Here is a 24,533-nt window from a genome sequence, read left to right as displayed (position 1 = left end):
ACTTATAAATATTTATATACAAATTTATACTTTAATGCAATTATTTAAATATTTTAATGGGAAGGGGATAAAATTAAATGTTTAGCACAAATGTAGACTTATTGAAAGGGAAGATATTAAAATCTCTTATTATATTTGCAATTCCAATTTTTATATCTAGTTTATTTCAGCAATTATACAATACAGTAGATATAATGATTGTAGGAAATTATTTAGGAGATAAATCTTTAGCAGCTATAGGAGCATGTGCAGCTGTATATGAACTTTTAGTTGGATTTGCTTTAGGAGTTGGTAATGGTCTTAGTATTGTTACATCAAGAGGATATGGAGCAGAAGATGAAGTATTAATAAAGAAATCTGTCGCTGGATCTTTGGTTATTGGATTAGGAATAACAATTGCAATAATGGGAATTTCAGCATTATTTTTATATCCATTATTAGAAGTTATAAATACTCCAGCTAATATTATAGAAGAATCATATTCTTATATTTTTATAGTATCTATGTTTGTTGGAGTTATGTTCTTATATAATTTATGTTCAGGATTTTTAAGAGCTATAGGAAATAGTGTTATGCCTTTAGTATTTCTTATTATATCATCTATTATTAATATTGGATTAGATATATTATTTATTACTCAATTTAATATGGGAATTAAGGGAGCAGCCTTTGCAACAGTTATATCACAAGGGATTTCAGGAGTATTATGTATTATTTATATTTTTGTAAAATGCCCTATTTTAATTCCTAAGAAAGAACATTTTAAATTAGATAAGGCTTTATATAAGGATTTATTAGGACAAGGTTTATCAATGGGAATTATGCTTTTAATTGTTTCTACAGGAACAGTGATATTACAGACAAGTATTAATGGCTTTGGACATTTAATTATAGCTGGTCATACAGCAGCGCGTAAAATTGGTAGTTTTGCAATGATACCAATTGGTGCAATATCTATGAGTCTATCTACTTTTGTTTCACAAAATAAAGGAGCAAATCAGGGAGCAAGAATAAGAAAAGCTGTATTTTTTGCAAATGGGATGTCAATTGTATGGAGCATTATTATTACTATAATATTGGTATTTGGATCATCTATATTAATGAGATTATTATCAGGTTCTAGTCAAGAGGAAATTATTTATAATGGAAGCAGATATTTAATATTCAATGCACCTTTTTATGCTGTTCTTGGAATATTATTAAACTTAAGAAATGCACTTCAAGGTATGGGAGAAAAATTATTACCTCTTGTTTCTAGTGTTATTGAATTCTTTGGTAAGATAGTCTTTGTAATATTATTTATTCCAGCTCTTAAATATTTTGGAGTAATTATTTGTGAGCCTGTTATTTGGGGATTTATGTGTATACAACTTGCTTATTCATTTTATAAAAATCCATATATTAAAGAACATAAAATTAATAAACGTGATTTAATTACATTAGATTAAAAATATAAGAAAGCTATCTATTTTTTAGATAGCTTTTTTATTGTTTGTATTTATTATAAATTATACTTGTGATTTGATAGTAGGCATATATTTGTTGATAAATTAATAATAATTTACAGAATGTAGAATTAAATTGATAATATATATGAAATATATTGAAAAATATTTTAAAATTGTTCGTGTGATGGTATAATTAGTTTATAAAATTAATTTTAATTAGGAGGGGAAATTAGAATGAATGCAACTGAATACATCAATAATCTAATTGAAGATTTAAAGAAGAATAATCCTGGAGAAAAAGAATTTCATGCTGCTGCGTATGAAGTTTTAATATCTTTAATACCTGTTATAGAAAAAAATCCAGTTTATATGGAAGAAGGTATTCTAGAAAGACTTGTTGAGCCAGAAAGAGTGTTAATGTTTAGAGTTCCATGGATTGATGATAATGGTAAAGTTCAAGTAAATAAAGGTTATAGAGTTCAATACAATGGAGCTATAGGACCTTATAAGGGAGGGCTAAGATTTCATCCTTCAGTAAACTTAAGCATTATTAAATTTTTAGGATTTGAGCAAATATTTAAAAATTCATTAACAACTCTTCCTATAGGTGGAGGAAAAGGTGGTTCAAACTTTGATCCAAAAGGAAAATCAGATAGAGAAGTTATGAGATTTTGTCAAAGTTTTATGACAGAACTTTGTAAACATATAGGACCAGATATTGATGTTCCAGCTGGAGATATAGGTGTTGGAGCTAGAGAAATAGGATATATGTATGGGCAATATAAGAGAATTAAAAATACTTTTGAAAATGGAGTATTAACAGGTAAGGGATTAACATATGGTGGAAGCCTTGCTAGAAAAGAAGCGACAGGATACGGACTTGTTTACTTTATGAATGAAATGCTTATTGATAATGGACAAAGCTTAGATGGTAAAAAAGTAGTTATTTCTGGTTCAGGAAATGTTGCTATATATGCTACAGAAAAAGCAACACAACTTGGTGCAAAAGTAGTTGCTCTTTCAGATTCATCAGGATATATTTATGATGAAAATGGAATTGATTTAGATATTATAAAAGAAATAAAAGAAGTTAAGAGAGCTAGAATTAAGGAATATATAAATTATAAACCAGATGCAGTTTATAAAGAAGGTTGTAGAGGAATATGGTCAATAAAATGTGATATAGCTCTTCCTTGTGCAACACAAAATGAAATTAATGAAGATGAAGCTAGAATGCTTATTGATAATGGAGTTATAGCAGTTGGAGAAGGAGCAAATATGCCTTCAACACTTGAAGCCCAAAAATTATTTATAGATTCTAAGATTATGTTTGCACCAGCTAAAGCTGCTAATGCAGGTGGGGTAGCAACTTCAGCTCTTGAAATGAGTCAAAATAGTTTAAGAATGTCATGGACATTTGAAGAAGTTGATGAAAAACTTAAAAATATAATGACTAATATATATAAGAATTCAAAAAATGCAGCAAAAGAATATGGATATGAAGGTAATTTAGTAGTTGGTGCTAATATTGCTGGATTTATAAAAGTTGCAGATACTATGCTTGCAGAAGGTGTAATTTAATAAATTTTAAGAGATAGTCTATAAAGGCTATCTCTTTTTATATTTAAATTTAATAATATAAAATAAAAATATTGAAATATTAATAATAGTATTTATAATATAAAAGAAAGAAATTTTTTTATTTTGATTAAATTAATTAATATAGATTTTAGGAAAGAGGAATATAGATGGGCAAAAAAACAAGTAGAAATGATGACTTTTTATTTGCATGTAAAAATGAGATTTTATCACCAAAGGTATATGATATTATTGTAGACCTTGTAAATGAAGGCAAAGAAAAAGAAGCTAAAAGTGTAGCTAATATAGATTATTTACTTGATTATCTAGTAACAGCAATTAAGGCTAGAGATAGATTTTCTATAAAGGAAACTTCAGAAAGAATCAATATGAGATTTAAAGAACTTGAGAAAAAAGGAATAGAAGTTCCAATATTAAAAGAATCTTTTGAAAAGATAATTAAGACAAATAAGGTAAAATTATAAAAGCATAAATAATCCTTATTAGAAAACAATAAGAACATAATGTTTTCTAAGGAGGGTTATTTTTTTATGAAAAAGGTATTATATATTTCTGTAAATTCTAAAAAGGAAGCTGATTCAGCAAGTAAAAGAGTTGCTAGAAAGCTTATAGATGAGCTAGTTAGAAATTCAAAAGAAATGCAAAAGAGTTCTAATAAACAATATGCTAGTAGTAATGAAAATTCAGCATTTAAGCAAACTATGGATATTAAAGATGATTTAATGAACGGAGTAAAAGATAATGTCAATGAGATGAAAGATAATTTCAATGAAATGAAAGACAATATGAAGGACAGCATGAAAGATTTAAAAGACAATATGAAGAACAATATGAAAGATTTAAAAGATGATATGCAAGAGGGAATGACAAGTGTTAAAGATATGGTAAAAGAAGTTGCTTCTGATATGTCTAAACATTCTATGAAGCAAAGTAATGAATATATAGCTAGTGTTAAAGATAAATTTGAGGAAATTGCTAGTAAGAATGATGAAAAGAAGAACACATCAGATAGTAATTCTAATAATGAAAATAAATCTAGTCAAAATAGTAATAATGGAAGTTCTAATAATTCAGGTTTCACTCCACAGTTTAGTGATAATATAAGCCAAAATAATAATTCAAGTTCTGGAGAACTTATAGTTGAAGAAATAGATTTATATGAAGATTATATACCTCTTTTAAGAGCAGAATTCTTTAGTAAGAGAGATACACTTGCTTCAGGAGAAGCATATGAAGCCTTAAGTTTAGAAGATAGAAAGGATATTGATAGAATTAATGAGCTTGTAGATCAATTTAGATCAGCTGATATATATGTTATAGCTGCTCCAATGTGGAATATGTTATTCCCAGCACCTTTAAAACAATATATAGATTGTATTGTTTGTAATGAAAGAACTGTTAAGATAAATGAAAATGAAGTTCAAGGTCTTTTAGGTGATAAGGTAAGAAAGATGGTATTTGTACAATCTTGTGGAGGAGAATTACCTTTAATATTTAAGCCAAAATTAGATCATAGTGCAACATATTTAAAAGATTTATTTAAATTTATGGGAATATCTAAGTTTATGGAACTTTTAGTTGATGGAACAGGTTATACAGAATATGAAAAAGAAACTGCAATAGCTGAAGCGTGTGAAGATGTACCATATTTTATAAAAACTCTATTGAAATAATATATAATAATATCATTAATTATGATACAATTAATAAAAGAGCTTACTAAGTTTTTCTTAGTAAGCTTTTTTTATGGAAATAAAACTTTATTAGAAGTGTTTATATAAGGAGATAGTGATGAAGGATTTTAATGAACTTAGTTTAAATGATGATTTAGTGAAAGCTTTAGAGAAACAAGGAATAACTAAAGCTACAAAAATACAAGAGATAGCAATTCCTTTAGCTTTAGAAGGTAAAAATATAATGGCTAGATCTGAAACCGGAACAGGGAAAACATTAGCATATCTTATTCCAATTATAGAAAGAATAGATACAAGTAAAAGAGAAAATCAAGTAATAATACTTGCTCCAACTCATGAGCTTGCAGTTCAAATTAATAATACAATTGCAGATATTAATAAAGAACTTGATAGAGATATAACATCAACTACTTTAGTTGGTAGTGGGAATATAAAAAGACAAATGGAAAAGCTTAAAAATAAGCCACATATAATAGTTGGTTCAAGTGGTAGAATTTTAGAACTTATAACTAAAAAGAAAATTACAGCTCATACAATTAAAATGTTTGTAATGGATGAGGGAGATAAACTTTTACATTTTAAGAGCATAGAAGAGGTAAATTCTATTAGAAAGACAATGCAAAGAGATGTTCAAAAATTATTATTCTCAGCAACTCTTACTGAAGAAACTATAAATGTTGCAAATAAAATAATAGAAGATTATGAGCTTTTACAAGTTGAAGAAAGTAATAAAGTTAATGAAGATATTGAACATGCTTATTTTGTAGTTGATTCAAGAGATAAGGATGATACTTTAAGAAAATTAATTCATGCTTCAAAGACTAAAAAGGCTTTAGTTTTTGTAAATAGAAATTATGATTTAAAGATAACTTTAGAAAAGCTTAGATATCATAAAATAAAAGTTGAAGCATTACATGGTGAGAATAGTAAGGAAAGTAGAAAAAATGCTTTAGAAGCTTTTAGAAATGGAAAGGTGCAAGTGCTTATAGCTTCAGATGTTGCTGCTAGAGGACTTGATATAAAGGGATTAACTCATATTATTAATTTAGATATTCCAGAAGATTCTAAGAATTATTTACATAGAGCAGGAAGAGTTGGTAGAGCTGGAGAGCATGGATATGCATACTCAATAGTAGATAAAAGAGAAGAGTATTTAATAGAAAGATATGAAAAGAATTTTGGTATAGAAATAGAAAAGAAATATATTTATGATGGAGAAATAGTTGATAAGATAATTAAAAAGCCTTATACAAAGAAGAAAACAAAATTATCAAATTCAACAAGAAACCCCAATAAAAAATCAACTAAAAAGACAAAGAAGAATTCAAAGAAAGTTAACTTGAGAACTAGATAGTCAGGTAATATAATTTATTTGAGTTATTTGAAGTTGTATTTTTAGGGGGATATTATGAAAAGAATATTTGTAAGTATTTTAACAGCTATATTAATTGGGGGAACTTTAGTTAGTTGTGGTGAAGCAAAACAAAAGGAAAATATTAATGTACAAGAAGTTACAAATATAAATACTAGTGATTTAGCATCTAAAATAGAACAAGAACTTGGAATGGTTAAACCAGGAGAAGTTACAAAGGAAGAACTTAAAGAAATTTATGGAGTTAATACTGATAATATAGAAGAATATTCAATGAAGCAGGCTATGATTATGCCAGGAATAGATGTATTAGGTATTTTTAAGGCTAAGAATGGTAAAATAGATGAATTGAAATCTGATATGCAAAAGATTATTGATGCAAAAAAAGATCAAGCATATACACCTATTTTACAAGATGCTTTAAAAGAGGCTAAAGTAGTTACACATGGTAATTATTTAGGAATATTTATTCTTCAAGGTGAATTAGATTCAGAAGGTACAAATTCTGATAAAGCAGTAGAGATATTTAATTCTAGCTTTAAATAAAAAAGGCACCCAAGTAGGGTGTCTTTTTTGGAAAGGAAATAAAAAGTGGTATTTAGTAGTATTTTATTTATATTTAGATTTTTACCTCTTTCTCTTGCTTTATACTATATTACTCCAAATAGATTTAAGAATTTTATTTTATTTCTTTTAAGTTTATCTTTTTACTTTTGGGGTGAAGCTAAATATTTTATAGTAATTATAGCTTCTATAGTTATTGATTATACTATTGGTATTTTAATAGAGAAATATAGGAGCAATAAATTAAGCATAAAGGTATTTCTAGGGATATCTATATTTTTTAATCTAGGAATTTTGGTATTTTTTAAATATTCTAATTTTTTTATAGATAATATTAATTATATTTTTTCATCAGATATAAGAAATTTAAATCTTAGCCTTCCACTTGGAATAAGTTTTTATACTTTTCAAACAATGTCTTATAGTATAGATGTTTACAGGCAAAAAATTAAAGCAGAAAGAAATATAATTAATTTTGCAAGCTTTGTAGTATTATTTCCTCAACTTATAGCAGGACCTATAGTTAAATATAAAGATATTAAGAATGAAATTAAAGTTAAGAATTTAAGCTTTTCAAAAATTGAAGAAGGTATAAGACTTTTTATTTTAGGACTTTCAAGAAAAGTTTTAATAGCTAATAATGTAGGTCTGCTTTGGGAGGATATTAAAAGTATAGGGTATGAAAATATAAGTACAAGCCTTGCATGGCTTGGTATTTTAGCTTTCACCATACAGATATATTTTGATTTTAGTGGATATTCATTAATGGCAAGAGGTCTTGGTGCAATGTTTGGGTTTACTTTTCCTAAGAATTTTGATTATCCTTTTATATCAAGAAGTGTTTCAGAGTTTTGGAGGAGATGGCATAAGACTTTAGGAGATTTCTTTAAAGAATATGTATATATTCCTCTTGGAGGAAATAGAAAAGGTGTTTTAAGATTATTTTTAAATTTATTTATAGTATGGTTTTTAACAGGTTTTTGGCATGGAGCAAGTTATAATTTTATTTTATGGGGCTTATATTTCTTTTTATTAATAGGTATTGAAAAGATTATTTTAAATAAATTATTAGAGAAGAATAAATTATTATCACATATTTATTTGATTATAGCTATATTAATTAGCTTTGTTTTCTTTGGAATATCAAATTTTAAGATGATAAAGATATATTTATTTAAATTATTCTATATTCAAGGGGGAGTATCTTCTATTTATTATTTAAGTAATTACTTTATGATAATAGTTATAGCTATATTATTTAGTACTCCATATGTAAATAATATTTACAACAAGTATATTAAAAATAAAAGTTATTTAGATATTTTTATCTTAATGATATTATTTATTGTTTCAATAGCTTATTTAGTAGATTTAAGTTATAATCCATTTTTATATTTTAGATTTTAGGGGGATATATGAAGAAAAAAGCTTTAGTATATGTATTTTTCTTGTTTATAGCTACTGTATCCATTATAGATATTTTAAATGATAATAAAATTTTTTCTGAAATTGAAAATAGGTATCTAAAAAGGAAACCTAAAATAAATAAGGAGTCTATTTTTTCAGGAGAATATTTTAAGGCGTATGAGGAGTATATAAATGATCAATTTTTAGCTAGAGATAAATTTATAGATATAAAGTCTATAAGTGAAGATATTTTAATGAAGAAAGAAAATAATGGTGTGATTTATGGAAAATATAATTATATGTTTGATAAATTTAATAAAATAGACTCTAAGATTTTAAATAAAAATATTTTGGCTATAAGCGAATTTGTTAATAAGAATAATAATGTAGATATAATGTTAGCACCTTATTCAGCTAGTATATTAAAAGATTATCTTCCAAAGGGAGTAGACTTGATAGATGAGTTAGATATTATAAATAAAATAGAGAGTTATATAAATAGGGCTAATATAGTAAAAGTAACAGATATTTTATTAGAAAATAAAAATGAAGAAATATATTACAAAACTGACCATCATTGGACAAGTCATGGAGCATATTTAGCTTATAAAGAGTATTGTATAAAGAATAACTTAGAAAATGTTGATATTAATATTTTAAGAAAAAATGAAGTGAAAGATTTTTATGGAACATATTATTCAAAATCTAAGCTTTATAATGCAAAATCAGATACTATTATTTATTATGATATGAATAATTTATCAATGACTATAGAGGATAAAACTTATAAAGGTATATATAATAAGGAAAGTATCTATAAAAGAGATAAATATGAGCTTTTTTTAAATGGAAATAATAATAAAACTATAATTAAAAATTCAGATAAAAGAGTAAAAGGAAAAAAACTTTTAGTTTTTAAAGATTCCTTTGCAAATACTATATTACCTTTTATAGCAAATCATTATGAAGAAACTCATGTTATTGATTTAAGACATTATAATTATAGTATTAGTGATTATATAGAAGAGAATGATTTTGATAGAACTTTGATTTTATATAGCTTACAAAGTTTAAATAAAGATGTTAGCATAGTAAAAATAAAATTATAACAAATAAACATTTACAAATATTTCATAAATAATTTATTTGATATCGGTATTATAATGTTAAAATTAAGGAAATTAATGTAAAATGGAGGACCTATGAAAAATTTTGCTGATAAACTTATAGAGCAAAAACATATGAAAAAAGTTTTACTTATAGCTATATGGCTTGTGGTATCCCTTATATTAACTTTCTTAATGGAGATATTAACTAGAGAAGACCTAGAGAGTTTTAAATTATTTGTAGAAAAGAGATTTAGTTTATTCTTATTAAATTATGCAATAATACTTATTATAATGATTCCTATGATTTTATTTAATAAAGTTATAGCTGCAACTATATTACCTATTTTACTTCTAGGATGTTTAACTATAGCAGCAAAATTATTAAATGATAAAAGAGGTGTTCCTTTTACAGGAGCAGATATTTATTCAGTAAAATATGGGATAGATATGATATTTAAATATTTCAGTAAAGGATTTTTAATAGCTATAATACTTGGAATAGTAACTTTTATTGCTGGGTATATATTTTTACTTATAAAAGAAAAAAGTAAGAGAATATTTCATTGGTATCCTAAATTAATTATATCTATTATAGCTATTGGTGGGCTGCTGGCAGTTTATAATTATAATAATAAAAATAATCTTATAAATAAGCAGTTATGGAATCTTACATATTCATATAAAGAGAATGGTTTTTTATTTTCATTTATAGATTCTTTTAATTCTTTGAAAATAGACAAGCCTAAAAGTTATAGTAAAGCCTATATAGATGATTTAAATAAGGGGAGTACAGAAGTTTTAGTTAGTAATAAAAATAAGCCACAAAATATAATTTTAATTCAATTAGAGTCATTTATAGATGTAAATAAACTTTCAAATATCGATCTTATAGAAAATCCGATCCCTTTTATTAGTGAAATGAAAAAAAGTAATAATGGGGCTAGTTTAAAAGTGCCAACTTATGGAGCAGGTACTGTAAGAACAGAGTTTGAAGTTCTTACAGGATATAATATGGATTTTTTAGGAGCAGGGGAAGTTCCTAATAATAGTATATTGAAAATGAAGCCAGTTGAAAGTTTAGGGCATATTCTTAGAAATGAAGGATATGAAGCAAGTTTTATACATAATTATGTAGGTAATTTTTATCATAGAGATATTGTATATTCAAATTATGGATTTGATAATTTTATTTCTAAGGAATATATGACTGGACTTGGTTATAATGGTGGTTACCCTAAGGACATTAATAATTTAAAGGTTGTTTCACAACTTGTAGAAAAGGAAGAGCCACAATTTATTTTTAATGTAGCTGTTGAAAGTCATGGGCCATATTCACCTAAAGAAGGACAAAAAGAATATATAAGAGAAAATAATACAATGACTAAAGTACAGAAAGATGAATTTGATTATTTCCTAAATAGATTAAATGGTGTAGATAATTATGTTAAAGAGCTTATTAAGTATCTAAGCTCTATAGAGGAAGAAACTTTAGTATTATTTTATAGTGACCATCTACCTGCAATTGATGTCTTTAGTAGAAATCTACTTATAAATGAAGCAGAAAAATATACAACAGAATATTTTGTTTGGAGTAATTATGATATAGGCAAGATAGAGTATATGCCTTTAGAATCTTATGAAATTTCAACAAAGTTATTAGATTTAGCATCTATAAATTCAGGAATAGTTCCAAATTTTCATAGGATTTATAAAGATGATAAGGACTATCTAGAAAAATTTCAAAACCTTCAGTATGATCAACTTTATGGAGAAAATTATTTAAAATCAAATTATAAAAGTACAGATTTAAAGCTTGGAATAAATGATATAAATATAAAAAATATTTATAGTGAGGGTGATAAAATAATTTTTGAAGGAGATTATTTTACTGAATCAAGTAAGATTTATATAAATGGTAAGGAATATGAAACTACTGTTCATAATTCAAATAAATTATCTACAAATGCAAAAATGGTAAGTGGAGAGTATAGTGTTATTCAAAAAGGAATGAATAATAAGATATTAAGTGAAAGTAATAAAATTAAAAAATAATATAAGTTAAATTTAAAAACTTATTTAATAAAAGAGGGACTATATATAAAGAGGATTTTTATTCTACTTTAATATAGTCCCTTTAATTATTTATTATTTTAACATATCTAATATTTCTTCTTCTGAAGTTGAAGAGTCACAACGAACTTCTATTTTTCCATTTTTACTGATAATAAGTCCAGGTACAGTTACGATGTTATATTGTTCTCTAAATGAGCTAATTCCTTCATCAGAAAAATTATCACTCTCTACATAATAAATAGGTGTAGCAATTTTATTAGCTAATCCACTTAAAGTTTTAGAAAACTTACGACAGTATGGACATGTTGATCTACCAATATAAACAACAGCTAATTCTTCATTAGATAATAATTCATTTGCTTCAGTAGAAAGTACTTTTTTAAATAACTTTATATTTTCTTCGTAGTTATTTTGTTCAAACATCTTTGATTCCTCCTAGTTTTTTTGATTATTATATCAAAACAAGATTACAACATCAAATTTATTATTCATTATGCAGTTTTAGTATCAGCTTTTTTTGTAGCATCTAAGACTGCTTGAGATTGTCCTTGATTAGAATCTGTTTTTACATCATTTAGAGGTAAATCATTAAATGAGTTAGCAGGTGCATTTTTTATAACCATAAATTTATAGCCATGTTCTTTAAAGAATTTAATTACATCTGGTAGACCTTCTACTGTATCACGTTTTGCACCAGCATCATGCATTAAAATTACATCTTGAGGCATTTCTTCATATCCAAGAGTACAGTGATAAAGCATTTGAGCAGGTGAAATTTGTTTTGTTGTTGCAGCAACACCTGAATCAGCTGTCCAGTCAATAGCTGTGAAATGACCTTTATCTAGAGCTGCATTAAATGCAGGTAAATTAGGATCATTATAGTGAACTCTTGACATATATCCACCTGGAAGTCTTACAACTTTAGTATCAAAGTTAGGTCCTAAAATTGCTTGTTCCATATCTTCACATTCATTAATTTGCTTCATAAATTCATTAACATCTATTTTATTGTTGGGATATAATTGTGAAAGTACATGAGTATAAGTATGGTCACCAATAGCATTTCCGTCCATAATTTCTTCTCTAACTAGATTTTGAACTTGAGGATTATTTTGCATATGGTCACCTATTAAACAGAATGTAGCGTGAACGCCATATTCTTTTAAGATATTTAATATATCTTGTGTATTTTGTATACTTGGACCATCATCAAATGTTAGAAACACTTCTTTTTGTTTTATGTTTGAATTACCTGCAACCATATCAGCTATTTCATTAGCAGGAACTGCATAACTTAATGCAGATTTAATTAAATTTTCTCCAGGAACTATTTCACTAGGATTATACCAACTTGGTATTGGTGATATATTACCTAAAGCTCCATCATTAAATCCAGCTTTCATTTTTGCAAGAACAGCTGGTGTAACTTTATTTCCATCATCTTGTGTAGTGTTTGAAGAACTATCAGTAGCTGGTTTTTCTGTATTACTTTTTAATACTTGTGTAGTAGATGGTTTTGTATCTTTTTTATGTAATCCGTAATATGCTCCAAATCCTATTCCTGCAATAACTATGATTCCTACAGTCCATGCAAGTGCGGGACTTACTTTACCTTTTTTTCTTTTGTTAAATCTTAAAATGCTCATGATTATCTCCTTCGTTTAAAAATAAATATCTAAATGCGAGTCATTCTTATTTGTTAATTTAAATTAATTATATTGTTTATAAATATGAATTATGTAACAAATAAATGGAATAAATATTTAAAAAATATTGAGAAAAAATTACTAAAAATATATAAATGTATAATTTTAGTAACAATAATATTGGAGGAGTTAGAAAGATTTATAGTGGTTAAGAAAGTATTTAAAAATATTCTTTTATTAGAAATAATAAGCTTCCTTAAATTTCATTAAGAGTTAAAAGGTATTTTTAAATAAGTTAAGTTACTTATGATATAATTATTTAAAAGTTTAACAAAGGATGATTAAAATGAAGATAAATAAAGAAGCGAGTAAAAAGTTTGAAACTTTATTAGTAAATGTTTTAAAACTACCAGGAGTTAAAGTAAATAGAGATGATTTTTTATATAAAACTTTTTTAAAAGATATAGATAATCCAGAGCAGATGTCTATGATTATAAAAGAAAATCCTATTAAGGCAGGGATTGACGCAAGTACCTTAGATAAAATAGCTAAAGATCTTATAAGCAAAAGAACTAATCAAACATCTAGTGCATCATTTGCAGCAGGGTTACCAGGAGGATTAGCTATGCTAGCAACAGTTCCAGCAGACAGTGCTCAATTTTTTGCAGTAACTTTAAGACTTGCACAAGAATTAGCTTATTTATATGGCTTTGAAGATTTATGGAATGGAAATGATATAGATGATGCAAGAGTAAAGAATGAGCTTATATTATTCTTAGGAGTAATGTTTGGAGTTGGAGGTTCAGCTTCAGCAGTTAGAATGATAAGCTCAAGATTTTCAGATGATATATTCAAAATATTTCCAGGAAAGAGTTTATTAAATACTATATTGGTACCAGTTATAACAAGTATATCTTCTGTTATAGGTCTTAAACTTACAAAAGATACAGTAGCTAAGAGTATGGGAAAAGTTGTTCCATTACTTGGTGGTGTTATATCAGGTACACTTACATATGTATCAATGAAACCTATGGGAAATAGGCTAAATAAAACTTTACAAGAGTCAATATTCTATAATAAAAATGATTTAATTAATGATATTAAAATATTACAAAAGGATATTCCTCAATTAGAATCTAAATCTATTGAGAAGCTTTTAATAGATTAAGATATATAAGATATGTTAATTTTTTTAGTACATATAATTATTTAATATAAAAAAATTAGCTAGACAATTAAATTTATAGAGTTTAAAGAAGTTTTACAATTTATTATATTTTAATACAAAGATTGACATTAGTTTCATATTGTGAAAAAATTACTTTATTAGTAATTATTTAAGGAGTAAGTATGAAATTTAGTTTTTTTAAAAAAATAGCTATATTATTTGGGGGAATAATTATAGCTATAAATTTTTCTAGTATTAAAGTATTAGCAAGTAATATTAATGCTTATTTAAATTTTAATAATATTACTACTAATCATGGATTGTCACAAGGTACAGTAGAGGATATATACCAAGATAGTGATGGCTATATGTGGTTTGCAACAAATGATGGGCTGAATAGATATGATGGAGAGGAATTTAGGATTTTAAAGGGAGATCCAAGTGATAAACAGACCTTATGGCCAGGGCTTGTTAATGGAATAGTAGAAGATAAAGATGGTTATCTTTGGGTGGGAACTAGTAGTGGACTTAATAAAATAGATAGAAAGACACTAGGAGTAGAAAGAATAGAATCAGGTAAAAGTGATAATCTGAAAATTTCCAATCATAATATTTGGTCAATTTTTAAAGATTCAAATGAAACTATTTGGATTGGAACAGAAGACGGTTTAAATGAATACAATTATGAAACAAAACAGTTTAAGAAATATATGTATGATAAAGATAAAAGAGATAGTAGCAAGACATTAGGGATAACTTCTATTATAGAAGATGAAGGTGGAAATATATTAGTAGGAACTGTTAAAGGGTTAAGAATTGTAGATAGAAAAGAAGGAATGTTGAAAAAAACTAGTATTAAAAATTCAGATATTTTAGATGATGAATATATTAAAGATATATTTATGGATTCTCAAAAAAATATTTGGTTTGGTACTATAAAAAAAGGAGTTAAATTTTATAATAATTCAAAAAAACGAATAGAGAGTATAAATTTAAATGAATTAGATAAATTACATATAACATCTATTAATGAGGACCTTGAAAAGAATATATGGATAGGTAGTACTCAGGGTTTAATAAGATATTCTAAAAAAGAAAATAAAGTAGTTGAATATGTAAATAAGATGTATAATTCTCAAAGTTTAGTTAATAATTTAGTTCTACATATATTTAGAGATAAGTCAGGACTTATGTGGATAGGAACTTATAATGGTATAAGTATTATTAATCCAGAACAGAAATTTATAAATTATCAAAAGGAATCAGGAGAGTTAAATACTCTTAGTGGCAGTTCTATAAGTGGTATATATGAAGATAATAATAGAAATCTATGGATTGGAACTAATGCAAATGGATTAAATATGTTAAATAGAGAAACAGGTAAATATACTCATTTTAAATATGATCAATCTGATCCAAATTCTATCCCTACAAATACTATTTGGCAGGTTACTGGAGATGATAAAGGGTATATATGGGTTGCAACACAAGCAGGACTTGTAAAAATTAATTCTGAAACTAAAGATATTAAAGTTTATAATCATATAAATGGAAAGAATTCTTTGGTTAATGATGATGTAAGAGAAGTATTTATAGATGATAAAGGATTTATTTGGATAGGCACAAGACATGGAATAGATATTTTTGATCCACAAAGTGAGACATTTATTAATTTAGATCATTTAATATTAAATTCAGGTGTAGAAGAATTATTTGTAAGAAGGATATTCCAAGATTCAGTTGGAGATTATTGGTTAGCAGTAGGTTGGAATAGTGGAGTTGTAAAATTAGATATAAAAAATAATAAGATAATAAATTATAAGTATGATTTAGGAAAAAAGAATTCACTTAGCGATAACTTAGTTATGAATATAAAAGAAGACTTAAATGGTGATATCTGGATTGCTACTAGTAATGGAATAAATAAGTTAAATAAAGTTACTGGAGAAATAGTAATTTATAAAGAAAAGCAAGGTCTTGTAAATAACTATGTTTATGGAATACTTATAGATGAAAAGAATAATATATGGTTTAGTACTAATGGTGGAATTTCTAAATTTGATACTAAAAAAAATGAGTTTGACAATTATACTTTTGGTGATGGGCTTCAAAGTAATGAGTTTAATGTAACTTCAGAATTTAAAAGTAAAAGTGGAGAGATGTTTTTTGGTGGTGTAAATGGTATAAGTTCATTTATGCCAAATCAGATGAATCAGAATAGTGTTAATTTACTACCAGTAATCATAAAAAATTTTAGTGTTTATAATAATGAAAATATTACTTATTCTGATAAGATTAATTTAAAATATAATGAGAATAGTTTTACTGTAGATTTTGTTTTACCCGATTATAGAGACTCTAATAGTATAATTTATGAATATACTTTAGAAGGATTTGATAATGAGTGGAGATATTCAGGGACTAATAAACAAGCTATATATACTAATATTCCTTCAGGCGATTATACCTTTAAAGTTAGAGCAAGACTAAAGGGAGGGATTTTAAGCGAGGTTAAATACTTTAATATAAATATAGAAAAACCTTGGTATTTATCAACTCCTGCAATATTTATATATATAACAATAATTATATTAGTTATAGTAATTGTTATTAATTACGTTAAGATATTAGACAGTTTAATTAAACAAAAAACTATTCAATTACATTCTGAACTTATAGCTAAAGATTCACTTATAGAAGAAAAGCAAAAACTTTATGAAGAAAAAGAGAAGCTTTATAAAGATCTCCTTAAATATGAGAAGTTTAGAAATACTTATTTAGTTAATTTATCTCATGAATTAAGAACACCTTTAAATATAGTTTTATCAAGTGAACATCTTATAAGTTCATTGAATAAAGAAGAAAAGGGAATAAGTAGAGAGAATTTAGATAAATATATGAAAATAATAAAGACAAATTCTAAGACTCTTCTTCAGGTTATAAATGATCTTATAGATAGTTCAAAAATAAAATCTGGAGCTTATAAAATAAAAACTGATGAATTTGATATAGTAAGCATAGTAGAGGATACTGCTTTATCTATGAAGACATATATAGAAGAATCAGGACTTGAACTTATAATTGATCCAGATATAGAAGAAAAAATAATTGAATGTGATAAGGTTGAAATAGAGAGATGTATTATTAATCTTGTATCTAATGCTATAAAATTTAATACAGAAGGTGGAACTATATTTGTAGGAGTAAAAGATTTAGATGATTCTGTTGAGATTATAGTTAAAGATAGTGGCATTGGGATTTCAGAGGAATATCAAAGTATAATTTTTGATAGATTTACTCAAATAGAAACAGGGGTATCTAGCAAACATTTCAGTAGCGGCATAGGACTTAATTTAGTTAAAGATTTAGTAGAGCTACATAATGGAACTATAAGAATAGTTAGTAAGCTAGGAGAGGGAAGTGAGTTTATTATAAAACTTCCTGTAAAAATAAATTTTAAATAATATATAGATTTTAGTATAAAAAAAGGATGTCCAATTTAGGACATCCCTTTTTTATTTATATTATTTTATATATTAGAACCAACCGTCATCATAATCATCACGATCACGATCTCCTTCAAAAATATCACCTATTAAATCACCAGCAACATCTCCAACAACATCACCGATAACATTAGCAGCAATTATGTCTCCCATTCCAAGACCACCGCCACCAAAGCCAGTTCCTCTATTATACATTCTATTTTGCATCATACGATCTTCGTACATTCTATCTTGCATTAAACGGTCTTGCATCATTCTATCTTGCATCATATGATCCTGCATCATTCTATCTTGATACATTCTATCTTGGTCAGCTCTTTGTCTTTGCATTCTTAATTGATCATAAAGTCTTTGTTGAACCATATGTCTTTCTTCAAGAGTTAAAGGACGTCCCATTTTCTTTTCTTGCATCATGATTTGCTCTTGAACCATACGTTCTTCTTGATATCTTCTTTCTTGATCAAGACGTTCTTGTTCATAACGTCTTTCTTGCATCATTCTATCTTGCATCATACGATCTTCATACATTCTATCTTGCATCATACGATCTTGCATCATTCTATCATTATTATACATTGCATTTCTATCTAACTGTCTTTGCATCATTTTTCCTTCGATTGTACCTTCAATAGCACCACCGATTAAATCTTCTGCTATATCTTCAAAAAATCCCATTCTCATAACCTCCTAAAAGTGATTTATAACCTAGGATATTAAAATCTAATATCCTAGATTTTTTATCATTAGTAAATTATTAACAAAATATAGATTATATTAATATAATATTAAGTTATCTATATTTGTAAGTATTATATCACTTAAATATCTATATATCAATAAATTTATATGACAATAAAATTAAATTAAAGAAAGTAATTAAGAGATATAATTACTTGATCAATTTAGAATAAGCTAAGTTAACTACCATGGAATTATTCTCTCTTATTATAGAGTTGATATTTTTATTTTTAAGACTGCTATTTCTTAAAAAGAGCTTCTCATTAGTTAAAGCCAATATAATAAGTAAAGAATGTGCTGTATTATAAGATTTTATATTTTTCTTGGGTGTTTTATTATATTTACATAATTCTTCGATAAAGACTTCATCAAAATAAAGAATTTGAGATAATAGAATTTTTATACCATCTTCTATTTTAGAAGGAAATAAAAATTTATTTGCAAGAAATATAATAATAACTGCAAGTAATACAAGACCAATTCTATATAGTGCAATTCTGCCAAAACCAGTACTTATAGATGCTGCTGAAATAGATGCAAGTGTTGTAAATGTAGAAAGCTTATAGTATTCTTTGAATCCATAAGTTAGGTATAAGGAAATTACTAAAGTTATTATAGCTACAACTTCAGAATCTATTAAAAATATTATAATTGCAAAAGAAAAAATACCTATAAGATTACCAATTATCCTTTCTTTACTTTTATTAATTGTATCTTCATAGTAAATCTGCATTACAGACATTATTGTAATTGTCACCCAGATAACTTTATATAAACTAAAAATATGTCCTAAAAATAGAGTTATAGTAAGACAAAAGGAAAGTCTTAAAGCAAAATTAAGTCTTATAGAACCTTTATAAGTAGATCTTTTAGTTATTGATTTTAAGGTATCTAAATCACTTCTCATCCAATTTCTATATGGTTTATTTATTTCAATATCGGAAAGTGAGTTTAATCCATTTAAAGTATTTCTTAAGCTATTTAGTATTTCTATAAATTCTAATAAGTTTTGAACATTAGAATACTTTTTATTATTTTGAATTATATTATCTAGATTTTTTATTAAAGTTTTTAAGTTATATGAGGTATTTTGAGAAGTAGTAAATGTATTTGTATTTTTATATAAATCTATGAAAAATCTTTCTTCCGTCTTATTAAAAGGCATAGTAATTAAATTATTTTCATCTTTATGAGTGGATTTATTTAAGCAAAATTCATCTAAGGTAATATTAAATTTTTCTAATATAAGATAAAGTTCTAGCTGATAGCGACCTTTATTGCTAGTAAGATATTTTTTAAATCTAGATTGATAAACGCTATATGCAAGAGCTCTCATTTCTTTAGAAATTTTTTCATTAATAGATACATCGTATTTTTTATTTGATAAATTTTCAAATTGCTTATTAAATAAAATTAGAGTTTGAGATAAAGAATCAATAAAAACTTTTTTCTTTTGGTTTATATTAAGTAATACAGTGGAGATAATTACTAAAAGTACTCCTATTATAGTAGCTTCAAGTTTATTTAAAAGGCCATATAAATTATCATGAGAAAAACTTGTAAAAATAAATAACATTAAAAAAGGTTTATAGATTTTAGGGTTATAATTAAAGGTTAAGAAATATGATATTAAAAATATTACTGAAAAATTTATAAATATACCAAGATATATATTTCTTGTAGCTATATAAGACAATATAACTAAAGTACAATCAAATAATATTAGATATAAAGTTTTACTAAATGTTTTAACATGGATATTTTCAAGTGATAGTGCAACTGCTGTTAGAGCTATAGGGAAAGCAAGCATTAAATTTGACTTACCAAAAAACAAAGCTATTATTAGCATAGTAAAAGAAGCGATTGAACCATATTTTAACATAGAAGAAATATTTAAGTTTGTTTTAGTTATTATATTTTCAAATATTTTTATTATTCTTTTCATTTTAGAACTTCCTTTAAATTAATTTTTTAAGATAAACTTAGTATTTGCAATATTTATTCTTTTAAAACTTAATAAAATAATAATAAAAACTTTAATATATTAATAGTTTTATAATATATAGTATTATCATTTAATAAACATATAAAATATAGGGTTTTAATAGAAGTATTTTTAATAAATAAAATATTACATATAAATCTTAGTAAAAAATTAAGGGGGTATAAATTTGGAAAAAAGAGAGAAGTTTTCAAGCAGTATTGGCTTTATTTTATCCTGTGTTGGGGCAGCAATAGGACTAGGCAATATTTGGATGTTTCCTTATAGAATGGGAAAGAATGGTGGGGCGGTCTTTTTGATTCCTTATTTATTTTTTGTTATAGTTCTTGGAACTGTTGGTCTTGTATCAGAAATTTCTTTTGGTAGATTATATCAAAGTGGAAGTCTTGAGAGTACAATAAAAGCTTTTAAAGAAAAAAATATTAGATTTGGGAAGTTAGTTGGATTTATTCCTGTTATAGTCCTCTTTGGAATCTTTATGTTTTATAACGTAGTGCTTGGATGGATAATAAAATATTTAAGTATAGGAGTAACAGATAAAATTAAGGAAATAGAGTTTGTAAGCTATTTTAATAATTTTACTGGAAGTTCTCAAACTATATTTTGGAATGCTTTAGCAATAATTATTACTTTAATTATTGTTTATACTGGAGTAGTTAAGGGGATTGAAAAAATAAATACTATAATTATGCCTGTTATGTTTGTTATTCTTTGTTTGCTTATTGTTAGATCACTTACTTTACCTGGAGCAATTGAAGGAGTAAAATTCTTGTTAGTTCCTGATTGGTCATATCTTTTCAAAGTAAATACTTGGATTAATGCTCTGGGACAAGCTTTTTTTAGTGTTTCAATTACTGGATGTTGTATAGTTGCATATGGAAGTTATACTAAAAAAGATGTGAATGTACCTAAGGTTGCTATATGTACTGTTTGTTTTGATACCCTAGCAGCATTATTATCAGCGTTTGTAATTATGCCAGCTGTATTTGCTTGTGGCCTAGATCCTCTTGCAGGTCCTCCACTATTATTTATAACAATACCTAGTATATTTTCAACTATTCCTGGTTCTCAGATACTTTCAATTTTATTTTTCTTTAGTGTTCTTTTAGCTGCAATAAGTTCATCAATAGCAATGCTTGAAGGACCAACGGAAGCACTTATGTCTCAAACAAAAATTAGTAGAAAAAAAGCAGCTATTTTACTTGGAATTATTGGGTTTTTATTATCTATTCCTTTAAATTTAAATATGAATACTTTTGATAATTTTACAAATCTTATTACCATAGTGTTATCACCACTTTCTGCACTTATAACTATGATAGTATTTTATTATGTTGTGAGTAAGAAGAAAGTTTTGGATGAGGTAAATCAAGGTTCGACAATTAAACTAGGAGATAAGTTTTATAATTTTGCGAAGTATATTTTTATTCCGATTATTGGAATTATAATAATACTTGGAATAGCTTTAGGGGGAATAGGATAATTATTTGAATTTTAAGGGTGTCTATTTTAAGACACCCTTTTTTAATTATTTAATATAATATTATATAAAGTTTTTATACAAAGTAAAAATATATGTTAAAATTTTCAAAATATAGTTAAATATTTGGGATATTCTTTTAATAAATTCCATGAAGTGATATTATATATAGGTCAGGAATAAAAAATATATAAGATTTGATAGAAATATATAATAAAATAGTATAAAAAGTGGATAAATGTATAGTTTATAATAAATAAAAATAAATTAGTGAATTTAAAATAGTATACGTTTAAAAGGTATTTTTAGGAGGAAGTTTATAATAATGGATAACAAATATAATTTTAAAAAAATTGTAACAAAATTTAAATTTGAAGGAAAGTTTATAGATTCTAATAATAATCCTTCAGGACATATAAATGATACATATATTTTAGATTTTGAAAAACAAGATGGGACTATAATTAAATATGTTCTTCAAAAAATTAATTTGGGCATATTTGGTGATGCAGAAAGATTGATGGAGAATATAACAGCAGTAACTAAACATATAGCAGAGAAGGTTAGATTAGAAGGTGGAAATCCATTAAGAGAAACGCTAAATGTTATTCAAACAATAGATGGAAAGAATTTTTATGAAGATGAAAAGGGACAATGTTTTAGGGCTTTTCATTTCATAGATAATGCAAAAACTTATCAAATGGTAGAAGAACCAAAGCATATGTATACAACAGGTAAAGCATTAGGTAAATTCCAAAAGCAATTAAATGATTTTCCGGCTGAAAAGCTTTATGAGACTATAGCTGATTTTCATAATACTGCTAAAAGATATGAAACTTTCTTAGAAGCTGTAAAACTTGATAAGGCTGGAAGAGTAAAGGATGTTAAAGAAGAAATTGATTTTATTATGGATAGACATAATGAAATGAGTATTTTAAATGATATGCTAGAGAAAAATGAATTACCTCTTAGAGTTACTCATAATGATACTAAATTTAATAATATAATGATTGATATAAATACAGGTGAAGGAGTAGCTTTAGTTGATTTAGATACAGTTATGCCAGGCTTATCTTTATATGATTTTGGTGATGCTGTAAGATCAGGAACAACAACAGCTCTTGAAGATGAAGTAGATTTATCAAAAGTATCATTTGACATAAATCTATTTGAGCAATTTACTAAAGGATATTTAGAAGAAATGAAAGAACTTTTAACTGAAAATGAAATTAAGAATTTAGCTTTTTCAGGAAAGTTAATTACTTTAGAGCTTGCAATGAGATTTTTAACAGATTATATAGATGGAGATTTATATTTTAAAATAGATAGAGTTAACCATAATTTAGATAGAGCTAGAAATCAATTAAAGTTAACAAAAGAAATAGAAAATAGCATGGATAAAATGAATGAAATAGTGAAAAAATATATATAAAAAAATAGGGCTTATCTTAGTTTTGGGAAGATAAGTCCTATTTTTTTATAGATTTCCATCTACTACAACGTCTAATTTACCTGTTTTTGGATCTATTATAAGACCATGTACTCTTACATCTTTAGGTATTAATGGGTGGTGCTTAACAGTTGCAACACTTTCTTTAACAGAATCAGTAACTGATGAGAAGCCCTTTAACCATTTAGTTAAATCTATTCCTGAGTATTTAACAGTATTTAATGTATCTTCTGAAATTCCTCTTTCATTCATTTTCTTTAGAGTTTCTTCAGGATTTATTCCACTCATTCCACAACCATGGTGAGCAACTATAAATATATCTTTAGCATCAAATTCATAGATAGCTACTATTATACTTCTTAAAGCACTACCAAAAGGATGTACTATATGAGCCCCTGCATTTTTAATTATTTTAGCATCTCCATTTTTTATATTTAAAGCCTTTGGTAATAATTCAGTAAGTCTTGTATCCATACAAGAAACTATAACAGCTTGCTTATTTGGAAGCTTAGATGATATATAAGGTTCATATTCTTTATTTTCAACAAAATGAGCATTAAACTCAAGTATTTCTTCTAGTGTATTCATAACAAATACGCACTCCTTTTCTTTGGAAAAAAATTGTAATACTAACGCAACACTAAATTGTTAAGATTATACCACAATTAGATTTGCTAATCAATTAATTAAAATACTTTACTAAATCATTAATTTATGCAATTATAGAAATATAAATTTTATGTAAAAGAAAATCGAAAGGGGATTATACAATATGGCGAAAGAAATATTTTTAAGTATAATTACACCTATGTATAACGCTAGTAAAACTATTATTAAGATGCTTGAATCAGTAAAAAATCAAACAGATAAGGATTTAGAATTAATAATAATAGATGATGGCTCAACTGATGATTCTTATGAAATAGCAAAGAAATATTTAGAAGAAAGTGATTTAAAATATATTATTTATAAAGATGAAAATAGAGGACAAAGTGCCGCAAGAAATATAGGAATAGGTAAAGCAAGTGGAGAATATATATTATTCCTAGATTCTGATGATTACATAGAAAGCACACTTGTAGAGGTGGTCAAAAAGGAAGTTCTAAGAAGTAATCCTGAAATTTTAGTTTATGATTATAAGAGAGTAAATGAGGATTATACTGTTAGAGAAAATGCTCCACAAGAATATACATTTTTCAATACAATATCTCCTGGAATGGATGTTTTTGAAGCTTATAGATTAAATAAATTAAGGCTTTGGACATCAGCTCTAATAT

General features: G+C 25.8%; 19 protein-coding genes. 14 read left to right on the top strand and 5 right to left on the bottom strand.

Features of this window, described 5'->3' with window-relative positions:
• Positions 1-77 precede the first annotated feature (77 nt).
• From BN8917_RS10115 to BN8917_RS10075, 9 genes are all read left to right on the top strand, one after another.
• On the top strand, positions 78-1,448 hold the full coding sequence (locus tag BN8917_RS10115; RefSeq protein WP_066874041.1) for an MATE family efflux transporter: 1,371 nt from the start codon (positions 78-80) through the stop codon (positions 1,446-1,448).
• Between the two features lie 234 nt (positions 1,449-1,682).
• Positions 1,683-3,029 (top strand): NADP-specific glutamate dehydrogenase, encoded by a 1,347-nt coding sequence (gdhA, locus tag BN8917_RS10110; RefSeq protein ID WP_066874039.1) that lies wholly within the window; start codon positions 1,683-1,685, stop codon positions 3,027-3,029.
• A gap of 167 nt (positions 3,030-3,196) precedes the next feature.
• A complete protein-coding gene (locus tag BN8917_RS10105; RefSeq protein WP_066874037.1) occupies positions 3,197-3,511 on the top strand; it encodes a hypothetical protein in 315 nt (104 codons plus the stop codon).
• A 66-nt stretch (positions 3,512-3,577) separates the two neighbouring features.
• Positions 3,578-4,720 (top strand): NAD(P)H-dependent oxidoreductase, encoded by a 1,143-nt coding sequence (locus BN8917_RS10100; protein ID WP_066874035.1) that lies wholly within the window; start codon positions 3,578-3,580, stop codon positions 4,718-4,720.
• 118 nt (positions 4,721-4,838) lie between these two features.
• Entirely contained in the window at positions 4,839-6,095 is a 1,257-nt protein-coding gene (locus tag BN8917_RS10095; RefSeq protein WP_066874033.1) for a DEAD/DEAH box helicase, read from the top strand.
• A gap of 54 nt (positions 6,096-6,149) precedes the next feature.
• Entirely contained in the window at positions 6,150-6,659 is a 510-nt protein-coding gene (locus tag BN8917_RS10090; protein WP_066874031.1) for a DUF4358 domain-containing protein, read from the top strand.
• A 45-nt stretch (positions 6,660-6,704) separates the two neighbouring features.
• Positions 6,705-8,084, top strand: coding sequence for an MBOAT family O-acyltransferase (locus BN8917_RS10085; RefSeq protein ID WP_066874029.1), 1,380 nt, complete (start codon positions 6,705-6,707; stop codon positions 8,082-8,084).
• Between the two features lie 8 nt (positions 8,085-8,092).
• Positions 8,093-9,193 carry a DHHW family protein gene (locus tag BN8917_RS10080; RefSeq protein WP_066874027.1) on the top strand — a complete coding sequence of 367 codons (1,101 nt, stop codon included), beginning with the start codon at positions 8,093-8,095 and terminating at the stop codon, positions 9,191-9,193.
• A 93-nt stretch (positions 9,194-9,286) separates the two neighbouring features.
• A complete protein-coding gene (locus BN8917_RS10075) occupies positions 9,287-11,245 on the top strand; it encodes an LTA synthase family protein (RefSeq protein WP_066874025.1) in 1,959 nt (652 codons plus the stop codon).
• Between the two features lie 93 nt (positions 11,246-11,338).
• On the opposite strand, the gene traF is transcribed toward BN8917_RS10075, so the two are convergent.
• Positions 11,339-11,689 carry a DUF6568 family protein gene (traF, locus tag BN8917_RS10070; RefSeq protein WP_066874023.1) on the bottom strand — a complete coding sequence of 117 codons (351 nt, stop codon included), beginning with the start codon at positions 11,687-11,689 and terminating at the stop codon, positions 11,339-11,341.
• 68 nt (positions 11,690-11,757) lie between these two features.
• Positions 11,758-12,912 (bottom strand): polysaccharide deacetylase family protein, encoded by a 1,155-nt coding sequence (locus tag BN8917_RS10065; protein WP_066874021.1) that lies wholly within the window; start codon positions 12,910-12,912, stop codon positions 11,758-11,760.
• Between the two features lie 346 nt (positions 12,913-13,258).
• Here BN8917_RS10065 and BN8917_RS10060 point away from each other — a divergent pair, with 346 nt between their 5' ends.
• Complete coding sequence (locus BN8917_RS10060) at positions 13,259-14,080, top strand: hypothetical protein (protein ID WP_066874019.1); 822 nt, start codon at positions 13,259-13,261, stop codon at positions 14,078-14,080.
• Between the two features lie 182 nt (positions 14,081-14,262).
• A complete protein-coding gene (locus tag BN8917_RS10055) occupies positions 14,263-17,544 on the top strand; it encodes a ligand-binding sensor domain-containing protein (protein WP_066874017.1) in 3,282 nt (1,093 codons plus the stop codon).
• A 72-nt stretch (positions 17,545-17,616) separates the two neighbouring features.
• On the opposite strand, the gene BN8917_RS10050 is transcribed toward BN8917_RS10055, so the two are convergent.
• Both BN8917_RS10050 and BN8917_RS10045 read right to left on the bottom strand, forming a co-directional pair.
• Positions 17,617-18,261 (bottom strand): hypothetical protein, encoded by a 645-nt coding sequence (locus BN8917_RS10050; protein ID WP_066874015.1) that lies wholly within the window; start codon positions 18,259-18,261, stop codon positions 17,617-17,619.
• Between the two features lie 214 nt (positions 18,262-18,475).
• The gene (locus tag BN8917_RS10045) at positions 18,476-20,269 is read right to left on the bottom strand and encodes an FUSC family protein (protein WP_066874013.1); all 1,794 of its coding nucleotides are present in this window, start codon (positions 20,267-20,269) and stop codon (positions 18,476-18,478) included.
• A 226-nt stretch (positions 20,270-20,495) separates the two neighbouring features.
• On the opposite strand from BN8917_RS10045, the gene BN8917_RS10040 reads away from it, so the two are divergent.
• On the top strand, positions 20,496-21,809 hold the full coding sequence (locus BN8917_RS10040; RefSeq protein ID WP_066874011.1) for a sodium-dependent transporter: 1,314 nt from the start codon (positions 20,496-20,498) through the stop codon (positions 21,807-21,809).
• A gap of 322 nt (positions 21,810-22,131) precedes the next feature.
• Complete coding sequence (locus BN8917_RS10035; RefSeq protein WP_066874009.1) at positions 22,132-23,238, top strand: phosphotransferase enzyme family protein; 1,107 nt, start codon at positions 22,132-22,134, stop codon at positions 23,236-23,238.
• Positions 23,239-23,283: 45 nt separating this feature from the next.
• Here BN8917_RS10035 and BN8917_RS10030 read toward each other — a convergent pair whose 3' ends face one another.
• Complete coding sequence (locus BN8917_RS10030) at positions 23,284-23,844, bottom strand: beta-class carbonic anhydrase (RefSeq protein WP_066874007.1); 561 nt, start codon at positions 23,842-23,844, stop codon at positions 23,284-23,286.
• Between the two features lie 184 nt (positions 23,845-24,028).
• On the opposite strand from BN8917_RS10030, the gene BN8917_RS10025 reads away from it, so the two are divergent.
• The coding region (locus tag BN8917_RS10025; protein WP_141668675.1) for a glycosyltransferase family 2 protein at positions 24,029-24,533 on the top strand (505 nt) is incomplete at its 3' end.

The organism is Clostridium mediterraneense, assembly GCF_900091705.1.
GTDB classification, from domain to species: domain Bacteria; phylum Bacillota; class Clostridia; order Clostridiales; family Clostridiaceae; genus Sarcina; species Sarcina mediterraneense.
This window is presented reverse-complemented; position numbering and strand designations above follow the sequence as displayed.

Coding starts and splice junctions, on each gene's coding strand:
- BN8917_RS10115 (WP_066874041.1), top strand. CDS start 78: ATGTTTAGCACAAATGTAGACTTATTGAAAGGGAAGATATTAAAATCT.
- gdhA (WP_066874039.1), top strand. CDS start 1,683: ATGAATGCAACTGAATACATCAATAATCTAATTGAAGATTTAAAGAAG.
- BN8917_RS10105 (WP_066874037.1), top strand. CDS start 3,197: ATGGGCAAAAAAACAAGTAGAAATGATGACTTTTTATTTGCATGTAAA.
- BN8917_RS10100 (WP_066874035.1), top strand. CDS start 3,578: ATGAAAAAGGTATTATATATTTCTGTAAATTCTAAAAAGGAAGCTGAT.
- BN8917_RS10095 (WP_066874033.1), top strand. CDS start 4,839: ATGAAGGATTTTAATGAACTTAGTTTAAATGATGATTTAGTGAAAGCT.
- BN8917_RS10090 (WP_066874031.1), top strand. CDS start 6,150: ATGAAAAGAATATTTGTAAGTATTTTAACAGCTATATTAATTGGGGGA.
- BN8917_RS10080 (WP_066874027.1), top strand. CDS start 8,093: ATGAAGAAAAAAGCTTTAGTATATGTATTTTTCTTGTTTATAGCTACT.
- BN8917_RS10075 (WP_066874025.1), top strand. CDS start 9,287: ATGAAAAATTTTGCTGATAAACTTATAGAGCAAAAACATATGAAAAAA.
- traF (WP_066874023.1), bottom strand. CDS start 11,689: ATGTTTGAACAAAATAACTACGAAGAAAATATAAAGTTATTTAAAAAA.
- BN8917_RS10065 (WP_066874021.1), bottom strand. CDS start 12,912: ATGAGCATTTTAAGATTTAACAAAAGAAAAAAAGGTAAAGTAAGTCCC.
- BN8917_RS10060 (WP_066874019.1), top strand. CDS start 13,259: ATGAAGATAAATAAAGAAGCGAGTAAAAAGTTTGAAACTTTATTAGTA.
- BN8917_RS10055 (WP_066874017.1), top strand. CDS start 14,263: ATGAAATTTAGTTTTTTTAAAAAAATAGCTATATTATTTGGGGGAATA.
- BN8917_RS10050 (WP_066874015.1), bottom strand. CDS start 18,261: ATGGGATTTTTTGAAGATATAGCAGAAGATTTAATCGGTGGTGCTATT.
- BN8917_RS10045 (WP_066874013.1), bottom strand. CDS start 20,269: ATGAAAAGAATAATAAAAATATTTGAAAATATAATAACTAAAACAAAC.
- BN8917_RS10035 (WP_066874009.1), top strand. CDS start 22,132: ATGGATAACAAATATAATTTTAAAAAAATTGTAACAAAATTTAAATTT.
- BN8917_RS10030 (WP_066874007.1), bottom strand. CDS start 23,844: ATGAATACACTAGAAGAAATACTTGAGTTTAATGCTCATTTTGTTGAA.